We start from the raw sequence: 12,242 nt of genomic DNA on the forward strand, positions 1-12,242 counted from the left end.
GTGTCAGTTTTGAAACCTAAAGCTGTAATGGCTACTTCCGATTAAGGAAGTAGCCATTAGATGTCTTATTTAGCTCATGAAAGAGTTAACTAAGCTATAGAAAACAGCTGAGATTGCGATAAGACCCATAATTACAACAAATACGTTGCTGATGTGGCCTTCATATTTCTTCATCGCTGGTACTTTACGGATTGCATACATTGGCATCAGGAACAGTAACATTGCGATAATTGGGCCACCTAAGGTTTCAATCATACCTAAAATGCTTGGGTTTAATGTTGCAACAATCCAAGTTGTAATCAGCATAAACAGTGCAGTGATTTTGTTTAAACGATCTTTCTCGATTGTTTTACCTTTTTCACGCAGTGATTTGATGATTAAACCGTTGAAGCCTTCACGAGCACCTAAGTAGTGACCTAAGAAAGATTTAGTAATCGCAACGAAAGCAATAAATGGAGCGATATATGCAATAACTGGCGCTTCAAAATGGTTAGCAAGGTAAGACAGGATACTGATATTTTGTGCTTTTGCTTCTGCTAAGTTTTCTGGTGTTAAGCTAAATACACAGCTAAACACGAAGAACATTACAGTGATAACCATCATGATGTGCGCATAAGCTAAAATGCGTGAACATTTTTTCTCAGCGTTTTCGCCGTATTCTTCACGTTTCGCCACAGCAAACGCAGAAATGATTGGAGAGTGGTTAAAAGAGAACACCATTACAGGGATAGCTAACCATAAGGTTACTAATAGACCTTGACCCATACCTGATGTTGTTGCGTGATCAAAAGAGAGAGTCTCAAGAATCGCACCATTCCACTCAGGGATCAGATACAGTGCTAAGACCATTAGAACTGCAACAAATGGGAATACTAATACGCTCATTGCTTTAACGATAGCTTGTTCACCAAAGCGAATAATCGACATGATACCAACAATAAGTACCAGTGATAAAATTGCGCGAGGTGGTGCAGCCATGTGCATTTGGTTCACAATAAAGCTTTCTACTGTATTGGTGATAGCAACACTATAAACCAATAGAATAGGATAAATTGCGAAGAAATAGAGCAGAGTGATTAATTTACCTGCTGTTTTACCAAAGTGTTCTTCAACAACTTCAGTGATATCTTCACCTGGGTTTTTACCTGATAATACAAAGCGGCACATACCACGGTGTGCAAAGAAGGTCATTGGGAATGCAAGTACTAACATAATCAACAGAGGAATTAAACCCCCAATCCCTGCGTTGATAGGTAAAAATAGAACGCCAGCACCGATAGCCGTACCGTATAAACCTAACATCCATACTGTATCTGACTTACGCCATGCTTTGTAATCACCTTGGGTGTTACCCGACGCGATAGAACCAACTTTGGTTGTATCCATAATACTCTCCGAAATAACGCGGTAAAAAAATAATGAATAAAAAATAAGGGCGCGATTGTATTTCTTTTTAGAAACAATCACGGCATAAATTTAATTATGAATAAATGAGTGCATTGAGTACCTGGTGTTATCTCAATATCTTCAATTACCACAGATAAAAATCTTTAAATTTCAAAAGAATTAAGCTCTTTCAAAATTTGAAAAAATATTCAATAAGTTTATATCCAGACTTAAGAGGTGCAGAATATAGTGTTTTTCAGGATAAACTACCGTGATCACCATCTCAAATGCTAAATATAACTGAAAAACCTGAAAATGTAACATTTTTTATATTTTGTGTTTTTAGAGGGGGTTTTAAAATATTTTGAAATAATTTTCCAATTTTAAAGTAAGTGTAAAATAAAGCTAAATAATTAAATATTCATATGTTAATGATTGTTTTTAGGTATTTTTATTATCTGGAAAATAAATGATTAAAATCAATTTGGTTATTTTTATTTACAATTAAAACATTATATTAACCTTGTATCCGATTGAAATAAAACAATAAATAATTTTCTTTAATTAATGTTTAAAAGTAGACAAAAGAATATAGAAACGATGTGATATGATTATTTATTAATGAATTTCTTTTATTTTATGAAATGAATATAGTTATATTTCGTTTATAAGTAGAATATTGTTTATAAATACGACAGTGAATTTGTTAATAAATGAGTTTGGTAGGTCGTTATATAACGAATATAAAAGTTTCATTTTGATTAAAATAACAACACATTTATTTTTTAGACAAATAATATAATAATAGAGAATATTTTTATTTATATATTAATATATTGAAGGGCAATGTTATTTAAGCTAAATATAAAAAAGACCACAATAAATGTGGTCTTTTTCGGTATTAGAAAGGTTAGGCCTTTGTCCAACCTTTACGAATAGGATAGGCAAAACAGAGTTGATAGAGCCTTTGTACCCATTTTTGGAGTATATCGCCACCTTTAGACCAGAAGATCTGGCAAAGGCCACAAGAAAGTAGAGCAACGATAAAAGCACCAATCATATCGATTGGCCAATGCACGCCAAGATAGATACGCGCCCAAGCAATCGCAAGTCCTAAGCCGAGCATAATATAGCCAATACGTTTGCTGTTATGCCAAAAGAGATAAGCTAAAGCAATGGTGAAAACAAACGTACCATGGTTACTTGGGAATGAAGGTGTTGCATCATGGTCGAGAAAGTTGTAACCAATATTAGCCGCAAAAGGGCGCTCATGAGGCGCAATTGCACCAATCATCCAAGAGATAGAAAGTGCAATACCTAAAGAGACGGCAGCTTTGCACACTAATGTTCTTTGCTGACTAAGATGTTTTTCATTACCCCATAACCAATAGAACACTAAAGATAACGGAAAAAGATAGACAAGGTACTTAGCAATAACTATCGCCGCACCGATTTCTAAAGGAGATGCCGTAGGTGTTGCATTCATCATTGAAAATACGGCTAAATTGAATTGTTCCAGCAAATTAGGCTCCATACATGTCGTACTGATAAGCGATGTTTATGATACATAATACGCAAGTTTTTAAGGGTAAATGAGGGAGTAATAGGGGTAAAGTGTTTTTTTCTTATTTAATTGTGCTTTTTTTAAAAGATTTGTCAGTTTTATATCAAACTGAGCTAAAGCATTCTTAAAAAGAGTATTGCGCTTATGTTATTGCTCTCACATCATTCTTTTTCTTATCTTCAACGAGGTATAACTTTATGTGGTTCCAGAAAAATATTGTCCTTAATTCAAGGCCAAGAGGATTTCACTTAATTACACAAGCATTGATTCAAGAATTACCAGAGCTAAGACAATACAAAATCGGAATTGCTCATTTTTTTATTCAACATACATCGGCTTCATTAACGATTAATGAAAATGCGGATCCAACAGTGCGAAGTGACTTTGAAAGCTTCTTTAATCAAAGCGTAAAAGAGGACGAAGATTACTATCTTCACACCTATGAAGGCAGTGATGATATGCCAGCGCATATTAAAAGTAGCTTACTTGGACAAAGTGTTACGGTTCCTATTAGTCAAGGTGAGTTGAATTTAGGAACTTGGCAGGGGATTTATCTTGGTGAACATCGAAATCACGGCGGTAGTCGTCGTATTATCGTAACCTTGCAAGGTGAGTGTTACTAAATTTCAGACAATAAAAAACCCGACAGTTATTTCACCAAAAGGGTTGAAACTATCGGGCTCCTCAATATTTGGGGACATCAAAGAAAAGCAGTGGCACTAATTCAGACTCCGGGTTAGAAAGAAAGTTCGCTAACTAATGAAAAAAAATAGAATTTTTTTTAGAAAGAGAGAAAAGATGAGAGATAAAAAAGAGAAAGCGCTAAAACATATTGATAAATAAACTGTTTTAGCGCTTTTGAATTAGTTGTGGATGCCTAAATTTTCTTTAACATAAGCTTCAAAATCTGTGCAACCACCAATGTGTTTTTCATCAATAAAAATTTGTGGCACAGTTTCAACTTCTTTTCCGACAGTTTTAGATAAATCAGCTTTTGTAATTCCTTCAGCATGAATATCTACATAGCGGAAATCGAAATCATCAAGTTGTTCAGATAGTTTTTCAGCCAGTTGTTTAGCACGTACACAATATGGGCAACCTGGACGACCAAAAATAACAACAAACATACGACACTCCTTATTGAAGAAATAAAATTCAGGCATAATAGTTTCTATTGGTTGTTACTATGCCCTTTTATTAGGCTAAACAAAAACAGTTATTGCCTTTTAGTGTGATAAATTATACCAATTTGCCGAATAATGAGATAGGACTGCGATACAGCATTTAGCGGAGAAACAATGGAAAAGCCTTCAAATCGAGATATGAAATCACTGTCAGATATGCCAAAACCCATTATCATCATTGAGATAATCGGTATTATTTTATTAGTGGTTGCTTATCTTTATATCAACCAATATATGACTTCTCCGCAGTGGTTAGGAACGTATACAGGACAATTAACGTTAGTTGTTTTGGGCGTTATCTGCATGATCCCGCCTGCTATCCATATTGTATGGCGTGCTATTTATCGATTAACTTTTTTAGGGATTGATCATAAATCCACAAAGAGTAAGAAAAAAGAGAATAACGAAGAATAGTTAACTGTTTTTTCTCAAAAATGCATTAGAAACTAAGAAAATCCAATATGTAAATTGGCTTAATTTTCTTAGTTTTTCTATTTATTAGTGCCTTCAAGATAGAAAAAGTGGCAAAATAGCATCAATGCCAACAGGCACTCTTTTTTTTGCGCGTAAAGGTTATTTGAATGAACGCTGTTGTGACTACCGATCTGGATCAGCTAAAGTCTTGGCTTGATGAACTACAGATTGCTTACTATGAATGTGACTCTTGTCAGGCGTTACATTTACCACATCTTCAATATATCAGTGGTATTTTTGATGCCAAAATTGATATTCTTGAAGATGTACTTGTATTTACCGCTATCGCTGAGCTAAAGCCGTCAGCAATAGTGCCATTAATGGCAAATCTAAGCCAAATTAATGCAAGCTCTTTATTTATTAAAACATTTCTAGAAATTAGTGATGAGAACTTACCAAAATTAGTTTTTTGCCAATCATTTCCGGTTGCTGCAGGTATCTCACTGAATCAATTCGATCTGTTCTTACAAAAAGCAGAAGAGCAATCTGCTGAAGTCGTTAGCGAAATTTTTAATAACGGTTTCTTGTATGGTGAAAAACAAGAAAGTGAAAATGAAGAAGATGATGAAGACGAAGATGTTGAGATAAATAGCGCATCAACTGACTCCTCCTATACTGTACATTAATATTAATCTCCATAACGGTCACAAATCTTATGCAATGCGCACGATTTAGTGCGGGTGAATGTCATTCTTGTGAATGGCTTTCTCTTGCTTATCCTGAACAAATCAAGAAAAAACAGCACAACCTATTAGCATTACTGCCAGAAGATTATGCTTTTGATAAATTAGCGCCTATTGAAAGCCAACAAGCGCAGTTTCGTAATAAAGCAAAGATGGTCGTCAGCGGGAGTGTTGAAAGACCCGTTTTGGGCTTAAAAACTAAAGAAGGTGTCGCTGTCGATTTATGCGAATGTCCACTGTATCCAGTTTCTTTTGCACCCGTGTTTTCTATTTTGAAAACATTTATTGCAAAAGCAGGGCTAGTACCTTACGACATTGAACGCCGCCGTGGTGAACTCAAGTTTATTTTATTAACTGAGAGTCGAAGTAATAACACCATGATGTTGCGCTTTGTTTTGCGTTCAGAAAAAAAACTAGAACAACTTCGTAAAACACTTCCTTGGTTACAAGAGCAATTGCCTCAATTAGCGGTTATCTCTGTTAATATTCAACCTGTGCATATGGCTATTTTGGAAGGTGAACAAGAAATTATTCTGACAGAAAAAACATTCATGGATGAATCATTTAACCAAATTCCATTGCATATTCGGCCTAGAGGTTTTTTTCAAACTAATCCAGCGGTGGCTTCATCACTGTATGCCACAGCAGGTCTTTGGGTAAGAGAATTAAATATCACACATTTGTGGGATATGTTTTGTGGATCAGGGGGCTTTGGGTTGCATTGTGCAGATAAATCAACCCAATTAACAGGTATTGAAATTAGCCCTGAAGCTATTGAATGTGCACGTTTATCAGCTCAGGAGTTAGGGTTAGAGCATGTCGAGTTTCAAGCATTAGATTCAACCGGTTATGCGTTAGCTAAAGAGTCTGTTCCTGAATTAGTGCTTGTTAATCCACCAAGGAGAGGTATTGGTGAGGCATTGTGCGGTTATCTCAATAAAATGAAACCTCGCTTTATCCTTTATTCAAGTTGTAATGCTCAAACGATGGCAAAAGATATTCAGCAACTTTCTCACTATCGAATAGATAGAGTGCAGTTGTTTGATATGTTTCCTCATACTTCTCACTATGAAGTCCTTACGTTATTGGTATTACAAGACAGCTAAGATATTTATTACAAAATAGAGATTGAGTGTTAGTATAAATCAGTATTTAACGCTCGATGTATAACATCGGGCGTTTTCTTTTTTATTAGATGGGCATTCTATTTTATGCAGAATTTAAAAGCGTTGTTATTAGTGATGGTGTTATTGGGGCCTTTGGGGATCGATCTCTATTTACCGACAATACCTGCGATTGCTCAAGATTTAGGGAGTAGCGTATCTCTTATTCAATCTACTATTGCTTTATTTATTTTAGTCTTAGGTGTAGGGCAACTTATATCGGGGCCTTTGGTGGATAAGTTCGGTCGTAAACCAATCGCTATCGCTGGGATCCTTATCTATATTGTGGGTTCTATCATTGCAACGATTTCGACAGATTCAACGCTTTTTATTATTTCACGATTATTACAAGCTTCAGCGGTGTGCTGTACTTCCGTTGTGGCCTTTACCTGCGTTCGTGACTGTTTTAATGGTAATGAAGCCGCTCGCGTTTTCGGTTTTTTAAATGGCACGTTAAATATTATCCCTGCATTGGCGCCGCTATTAGGTGGATTATTGGCTGAATATTGGGGATGGCGTGCACCTTTCGGGTTCTTAATTTTCTATTCAGTGCTTGTATTAATCTTGATCACTCGTTTTTTACCAGAAACAAAACCTGAAAATACAGCTCAATCAAAACAAAAATTAGGTAAAACATACCTTGAGATTTTATGCAGTAAACGCTTTTTAACTTTTGCTTTAGTGAATGCAGGTACTATGGGAATGGCATTAACTTATGTGTCATTTGCCCCAATTGTATTAATGAATGATGCAAAATTATCAGCACTGATTTTTTCTATTGTTTTCGGTGTAAATGGTTTTTGGATAATGTTTGTCAGTTTTTATGCAAACCGGGTTATTCACCGTGTTGGTAGACCTATTTGTTTGATCTTAGGGGGCGGGTTAATGGGATTGGGCTGTGTGAGCTTGTTAGGTAGCTTGATATTTATTCCTGCTGAATTACAAAATAATTGGTTGATTTATATGCTGCCTGTGGCAAGTGCTTGCGCTGGTCTTGCTTTTATTATGGGGCCTGCGACAAGTTATGCTCTTGAGCCTTATTCACAAACAGCAGGTATTGCCTCTGCATTAGTGGGCTTTATTCAAATGGCAGGAGGGGCTGCTTTTGGTTTAACAGCACTGGCTTCAGCAGTGCAACCTAAATTAGCGTTAGCAATTGTGATGTTATTGGGCAGTTTATTAGCATTGAATGCTTATCGAGTAAGCCACAAAGAAGCGCTAATAGAAAAACAGGCTACGCAAGAATAGAACATGTATTTGTTGTTTATTCAAACATAAAAAAACACCCCGGAGTAAAAACTGCTGGGGTGTTTTTACATTGACAGTTTGGCTTGCTCGTTTTTAATTACGATGCTCAAACTCTAAGGCTTTCTTCTCTATTAATCGCATTAAGAGTGTCAGTATTCCGTTGATACACAGATAAATAATACCTGTGGCAACAAAAACCATCACATCATAGCTTTGACCAAAGACTTGTCGGCTATAACCTGTTAATTCAAGTAAGGTGATAGTACTGGCAAGTGAGGTACTTTTGAATATCAAAACTACTTCGTTTGAATATGATGAAAGCGCACGCTTAAATGCGTAAGGTAATATCACTCTTGCTGTTTGTACTGGTGACATTCCTAACGCTTGGCAAGATTGCCATTGTCCAGAAGGAATAGCTCTTACAGCACCATAAAAAAGCAAGGTTGAATAAGCTGCACTATTTAATGCTAATGTGACCATCGCACAGAACCACGGCGTTGATAATAACTCCCACATCGTTGGAAAGTTTTTCAACACAGGAAATTGCCCTGGGCCATAATAGATTAAGAAGAACTGCACCAATAAAGGCGTACCCGTAAATAAGGTAATATAGGCTTTGACTATTTGGCTAATGACAGGTGTTTTGAGTGCCAAAACAAAAGTCATTAAAACTGAAAGTGTAAATGCAACCAATAGAGCCACGGCTGTTAAAGACAGGCTTGTTGGTAATCCAGGTAAAATATCAACAATATAATCCCACATTATGAGGCACTCCGTTCAAATCGAGTCGTTCTCATTTCTAGCCATTTCAGGATATATTGACTGACCAAAGTAATTGCCAAATAAATCAATGCAACAATGCTATACCAAGTAAAAGGCTCTTGAGTACGGTTAGCGATACTTTGTGTTTGTAACATTAAATCATTAACACTGATTAATGAGACTAAAGCGGTATCTTTTAATAAAACTAACCACTGATTACCTAAACCTGGTAAAGCGTGACGCCACATTTGAGGCATGATAAAGCGGAAGAAAATAGTAATACGGCCCATACCTAATGCTTGGCCGGCTTCCCATTGTCCTGTTGGTACTGCTTTTAATGCACCACGTAAAGTTTGCGATGCATAAGAAGCATAAAGAAGTGAAAGGGCGATAACACCGCAATAGAAAGGTAATGATTCAGTATCACCAAAATCAACTTGTAAGGTGAAAGCACCGAGATCAATTCCATCCATTAGCATCATGACACCTTGTAGGGTGCCATAATAGACAAAAAGAACCACCAGCATTTCTGGTAGTCCTCTAATTAGTGTTACCCAACATGTTCCTAAGAAAGCAAAGGCTTTCCATCTCGCGGATTCCCAAGCTGTAAAGAGCATGGCTAGAATTAATCCGAGGATAAGAGCAGAAATAGCAAGTGAGACCGTTGTGACGGCCGCACCTGCTAGAGTTGTTATTTCATTCATTTATTAAGCTATTATTGTTATTCAAACCATTTTTTATAAATGACATCATAGGTGCCATCAGCTTTTACTTCAGCTAATGCTTTGTTTAATTTATCTTGTAAATCAGCATTACCTTTTCTTACTGCGATCGCAAGGCCTGTACCAAAGTAGTTAGGATCTGCAACTTTGTCGCCTACAATACCTAATTCAGGATTTTTTTTCAGCCATTCATTAACAACCGCAGTGTCACCAAAGATAGCTTCGATACGACCATTTTTAAGATCTAATACCGCATTTTGATAACTGTCATAAGGAACAGTTTTCATCTCTTTGTGTTGTTCATTGATGAATTTCTGATGGGTTGTCCCATTTTGAACACCAATTTGTTTGCCTTTTAGGCTCGCTACATCAGAGATTTTACCGGTTACTGTGATAAATACTGCTGAGTTATCATAGTAAGAATCGGTGAAATCAACTTGTTTTTGACGCTCTGGCGTAATATCAATACCCGCCATTAACGCTTCAAAGCGACGGAATTTCAGACTAGGAATTAAACTATCAAATGACTGATTGGTAAAGGTACAATCAGCATTAATTTTTGCACACATTGCATTTGCTAAATCAACATCAAATCCCACAATTTGATTATTCGCATCAATCATTTCAAATGGAGGATATGTTGCTTCAGTTGCAAAACGAATTGTCTCTTTCTCAGCCGCAGTTGCAGAAAGTGTAATACTGGTCAGAAGTGCTGCAAATAATATTTTTTTCATTGTCTGATCCTGATTTAGTGTGACAAGTAATTAGCAAAAGCTTCCGTTTGTGGAGCAGTGAAATGATAGTTATCACCTTGCTCTATAATACGGCCGTTTTCCATATATACAACTTTGCTCGCGGCTTTGCGTGCAATTTCAACTTCATGGGTCACAATGACTTGTGTAATACCCGTTTCAGATAGCTCTTTAATAATATCAACAACTTGAGCTGTAATTTCAGGATCTAATGCTGCCGTAGGTTCATCAAATAAGAGAACTTGAGGCTCCATCATTAATGCTCTTGCAATAGCAACACGTTGTTGTTGTCCTCCAGATAAATGCAGAGGAAAACGTCCTGCGTAATCACTCAAACGTAAACGCTCAAGCAATTTCATCGCTTTTTCTTTGGCTTGCGGTTTTGATAAACCTAATACACGGCAAGGTGCTTCAATTAAATTATCAAGAACCGTTAAATGTGGCCATAAATTGTATTGTTGAAATACCATGCCCACATTTTGGCGTAATGAACGAATTGCCTTTGCGTTAGGCTGTTGGCTAAAGTCAAAATGTAGACCCGCAATTTCTAATTCGCCTGAACGTGGCATTTCTAATAAATTAAGAACTCTCATTAGTGAGCTCTTACCTGCACCACTTGGTCCTAATAGAACCATTGTTTCACCAGCAGAGCATTCCAGATTAATATCATAGAGTGCTTGGTGCGAACCGTAGAAACAATTTATGTTTTTTAATTGAATACTCATGCGTTTTTTCTGAATAGTCATTAACTGGTTCAAATAATAAAACGGTAAGAATAATTATGCAACTAAAACTGCATAATAAAGTGGTTTTTTTACGTAAAAATGGGTAATTCGGCTATTTTTTTTCACTGTCAGGTGAATTTTTATCCAGTTTGTAAGCGTTAGTACTTATTGTTTTAGCCATACCTTTGAAAATAAATAAGTGCGCAGGCATCATGGCAAACCAATAAAGCAATCCACTAAATCCTGCTGGGTGCCACCAAGCGCGAACATCTATTGAGCGAAGATTACCACTGTCGTGGATCGTGAAAGAGAGTCTACCTAAACCGGGAGCTTTCATTCCAAATAATAGTGTGAGCTGTTTTTCAGGCTCTAGTTTGATTACTCGCCAACCATCAATCATATCGCCAAGTTCTAACGTTTCTCTAGAAGGGCGTCCGTAAGTGACTTTATTTCCAGCCATATCGTCCATAATGGCGCGAGTTTTCCATAGCGCATTACCATAAAAATATCCTTGTTCTCCACCGATTTGTTGCACTGTATGCCAAAGAGATGCCGCGCTTGCGGGTGTAGATACTGTACAACCTGCATTTTTGGGGTAATAACCATAACCGGGTTTCCAGCGACTACGAACAGCCGGAGAGTAACCCCAGTCTTGGTTGTCTAAAGCGGCTTCTTCATCTGCGAGTGTTTCTTTTACTGCCTCATCAAATTTAATGAGAGTTTGAGGAATAAGTTTACGTAATGGCTCATCGTTGGCAGGGAGGTCGTATTTAAGCCCTTGAATAAGCTCTTTAGCAATAGAGGTTGGTACAGAGGTTATCATACTGATAAAGCCCGCAGAAATAAGACTACCCGGCATAGGTAACGGGATCAGCACTCGCTTTTTACCTGAGATTTTAATAAAGCGTTCAAAAAGAGTTTGATAGCTAATGTATTCAGGACCACCAGCATCAAAAATACGATGTTGATGAGTGGGATGATGAATAATTTCAGTTAAATAGTGAATTAAATTTTTGAGAGCAATAGGGGAGGATTTAGAACGAACCCAACGTGGTGGTGTAAGAATGGGAAGGTTATAAACCATATCACGCATAATCTCAAAGGCAGCAGAGCCGGGCCCTACAATCATTGAGGTACGGATCTCAGTCACAGGAACAGTGCTGGTTCTTAACACTTCACCCGTAAGTTTTCGGGCAATAAGATGAGGTGAATATTGTTGATCTTCATGCTGTAAGGCACTTAAAAAGATAATTTGTTTAACGTCAGTACCTTCTAACGCTTCTACAACGTTAATTGCCGCTTTACGCTCTTGTTCAACTAAATTACGTGCATCACCCATGCTATGAACAAGGTAATAAACGATATCAGTATCATGCATTACTTTGTTTAAGGTTTCTGGATCATGCAAATCGACAAAGATACAGCGTGTATTTTCCCAACCTTGAGACATCATCCAGTCAACTCTACGGGCACCTGCGGTGACCTGATGACCTTGTTTTATCAGAGCTGGAATAAGATTTTGACCAATATGTCCACTTGCACCAAGTACTAATACACGCTGTTGATTCATTGTTAATCC

Annotated in this window: 13 protein-coding genes; 5 read left to right on the top strand and 8 right to left on the bottom strand. The window is 37.0% G+C overall.

What is annotated here, in order from left to right; translation table 11 throughout:
- Positions 1-69: 69 nt before the first annotated feature.
- Both GWJ01_RS11060 and ybjG read right to left on the bottom strand, forming a co-directional pair.
- Positions 70-1,386 carry an HAAAP family serine/threonine permease gene (locus tag GWJ01_RS11060; protein WP_109393528.1) on the bottom strand — a complete coding sequence of 439 codons (1,317 nt, stop codon included), beginning with the start codon at positions 1,384-1,386 and terminating at the stop codon, positions 70-72.
- A 910-nt stretch (positions 1,387-2,296) separates the two neighbouring features.
- Entirely contained in the window at positions 2,297-2,908 is a 612-nt protein-coding gene (ybjG, locus tag GWJ01_RS11065; RefSeq protein WP_109393529.1) for an undecaprenyl-diphosphate phosphatase, read from the bottom strand.
- A 239-nt stretch (positions 2,909-3,147) separates the two neighbouring features.
- Between ybjG and GWJ01_RS11070 the strand changes: the two genes are divergently transcribed.
- A complete protein-coding gene (locus tag GWJ01_RS11070) occupies positions 3,148-3,573 on the top strand; it encodes a secondary thiamine-phosphate synthase enzyme YjbQ (protein ID WP_109393530.1) in 426 nt (141 codons plus the stop codon).
- A gap of 240 nt (positions 3,574-3,813) precedes the next feature.
- Here the strand turns inward: GWJ01_RS11070 and GWJ01_RS11075 are convergent, their stop codons facing one another.
- Positions 3,814-4,077 (bottom strand): GrxA family glutaredoxin, encoded by a 264-nt coding sequence (locus GWJ01_RS11075; protein ID WP_109393531.1) that lies wholly within the window; start codon positions 4,075-4,077, stop codon positions 3,814-3,816.
- A 171-nt stretch (positions 4,078-4,248) separates the two neighbouring features.
- Here GWJ01_RS11075 and GWJ01_RS11080 point away from each other — a divergent pair, with 171 nt between their 5' ends.
- The 4 genes from GWJ01_RS11080 (at position 4,249) to GWJ01_RS11095 (ending at position 7,702) form a co-directional block, all read left to right on the top strand.
- The gene (locus GWJ01_RS11080) at positions 4,249-4,548 is read left to right on the top strand and encodes a YbjC family protein (protein ID WP_075672489.1); all 300 of its coding nucleotides are present in this window, start codon (positions 4,249-4,251) and stop codon (positions 4,546-4,548) included.
- A gap of 167 nt (positions 4,549-4,715) precedes the next feature.
- The gene (locus tag GWJ01_RS11085) at positions 4,716-5,234 is read left to right on the top strand and encodes a YbjN domain-containing protein (protein WP_109393533.1); all 519 of its coding nucleotides are present in this window, start codon (positions 4,716-4,718) and stop codon (positions 5,232-5,234) included.
- Between the two features lie 29 nt (positions 5,235-5,263).
- Entirely contained in the window at positions 5,264-6,397 is a 1,134-nt protein-coding gene (rlmC, locus tag GWJ01_RS11090) for a 23S rRNA (uracil(747)-C(5))-methyltransferase RlmC (RefSeq protein WP_161711090.1), read from the top strand.
- 105 nt (positions 6,398-6,502) lie between these two features.
- Complete coding sequence (locus GWJ01_RS11095) at positions 6,503-7,702, top strand: multidrug effflux MFS transporter (RefSeq protein WP_161711091.1); 1,200 nt, start codon at positions 6,503-6,505, stop codon at positions 7,700-7,702.
- Between the two features lie 93 nt (positions 7,703-7,795).
- Here GWJ01_RS11095 and artM read toward each other — a convergent pair whose 3' ends face one another.
- The 5 genes from artM to GWJ01_RS11120 all read right to left on the bottom strand — a co-directional run bounded on the left by artM (position 7,796) and on the right by GWJ01_RS11120 (position 12,233).
- Positions 7,796-8,464 (bottom strand): arginine ABC transporter permease ArtM, encoded by a 669-nt coding sequence (gene artM / locus GWJ01_RS11100; RefSeq protein WP_161711092.1) that lies wholly within the window; start codon positions 8,462-8,464, stop codon positions 7,796-7,798.
- Complete coding sequence (gene artQ, locus GWJ01_RS11105; RefSeq protein WP_075672479.1) at positions 8,464-9,168, bottom strand: arginine ABC transporter permease ArtQ; 705 nt, start codon at positions 9,166-9,168, stop codon at positions 8,464-8,466. Before artQ ends, artM begins: the two co-directional genes overlap by 1 nt.
- A 17-nt stretch (positions 9,169-9,185) precedes the next feature.
- A complete protein-coding gene (gene artJ / locus GWJ01_RS11110) occupies positions 9,186-9,920 on the bottom strand; it encodes an arginine ABC transporter substrate-binding protein (protein WP_023581291.1) in 735 nt (244 codons plus the stop codon).
- A 14-nt stretch (positions 9,921-9,934) separates the two neighbouring features.
- On the bottom strand, positions 9,935-10,663 hold the full coding sequence (gene artP, locus GWJ01_RS11115) for an arginine ABC transporter ATP-binding protein ArtP (RefSeq protein ID WP_088493315.1): 729 nt from the start codon (positions 10,661-10,663) through the stop codon (positions 9,935-9,937).
- A gap of 112 nt (positions 10,664-10,775) precedes the next feature.
- A complete protein-coding gene (locus GWJ01_RS11120) occupies positions 10,776-12,233 on the bottom strand; it encodes a DUF2867 domain-containing protein (protein ID WP_161711093.1) in 1,458 nt (485 codons plus the stop codon).
- Positions 12,234-12,242 lie beyond the last annotated feature (9 nt).

This window comes from Proteus sp. G2618 (assembly GCF_009915995.1).
Taxonomy (GTDB): domain Bacteria; phylum Pseudomonadota; class Gammaproteobacteria; order Enterobacterales; family Enterobacteriaceae; genus Proteus; species Proteus terrae.

Excerpts from the sequence above, each read along its gene's own strand:
- GWJ01_RS11060 (WP_109393528.1), bottom strand. The coding sequence starts at position 1,386 with ATGGATACAACCAAAGTTGGTTCTATCGCGTCGGGTAACACCCAAGGT.
- GWJ01_RS11070 (WP_109393530.1), top strand. The coding sequence starts at position 3,148 with ATGTGGTTCCAGAAAAATATTGTCCTTAATTCAAGGCCAAGAGGATTT.
- GWJ01_RS11075 (WP_109393531.1), bottom strand. The coding sequence starts at position 4,077 with ATGTTTGTTGTTATTTTTGGTCGTCCAGGTTGCCCATATTGTGTACGT.
- GWJ01_RS11080 (WP_075672489.1), top strand. The coding sequence starts at position 4,249 with ATGGAAAAGCCTTCAAATCGAGATATGAAATCACTGTCAGATATGCCA.
- GWJ01_RS11085 (WP_109393533.1), top strand. The coding sequence starts at position 4,716 with ATGAACGCTGTTGTGACTACCGATCTGGATCAGCTAAAGTCTTGGCTT.
- rlmC (WP_161711090.1), top strand. The coding sequence starts at position 5,264 with ATGCAATGCGCACGATTTAGTGCGGGTGAATGTCATTCTTGTGAATGG.
- GWJ01_RS11095 (WP_161711091.1), top strand. The coding sequence starts at position 6,503 with ATGCAGAATTTAAAAGCGTTGTTATTAGTGATGGTGTTATTGGGGCCT.
- artM (WP_161711092.1), bottom strand. The coding sequence starts at position 8,464 with ATGTGGGATTATATTGTTGATATTTTACCTGGATTACCAACAAGCCTG.
- artQ (WP_075672479.1), bottom strand. The coding sequence starts at position 9,168 with ATGAATGAAATAACAACTCTAGCAGGTGCGGCCGTCACAACGGTCTCA.
- artJ (WP_023581291.1), bottom strand. The coding sequence starts at position 9,920 with ATGAAAAAAATATTATTTGCAGCACTTCTGACCAGTATTACACTTTCT.
- artP (WP_088493315.1), bottom strand. The coding sequence starts at position 10,663 with ATGAGTATTCAATTAAAAAACATAAATTGTTTCTACGGTTCGCACCAA.
- GWJ01_RS11120 (WP_161711093.1), bottom strand. The coding sequence starts at position 12,233 with ATGAATCAACAGCGTGTATTAGTACTTGGTGCAAGTGGACATATTGGT.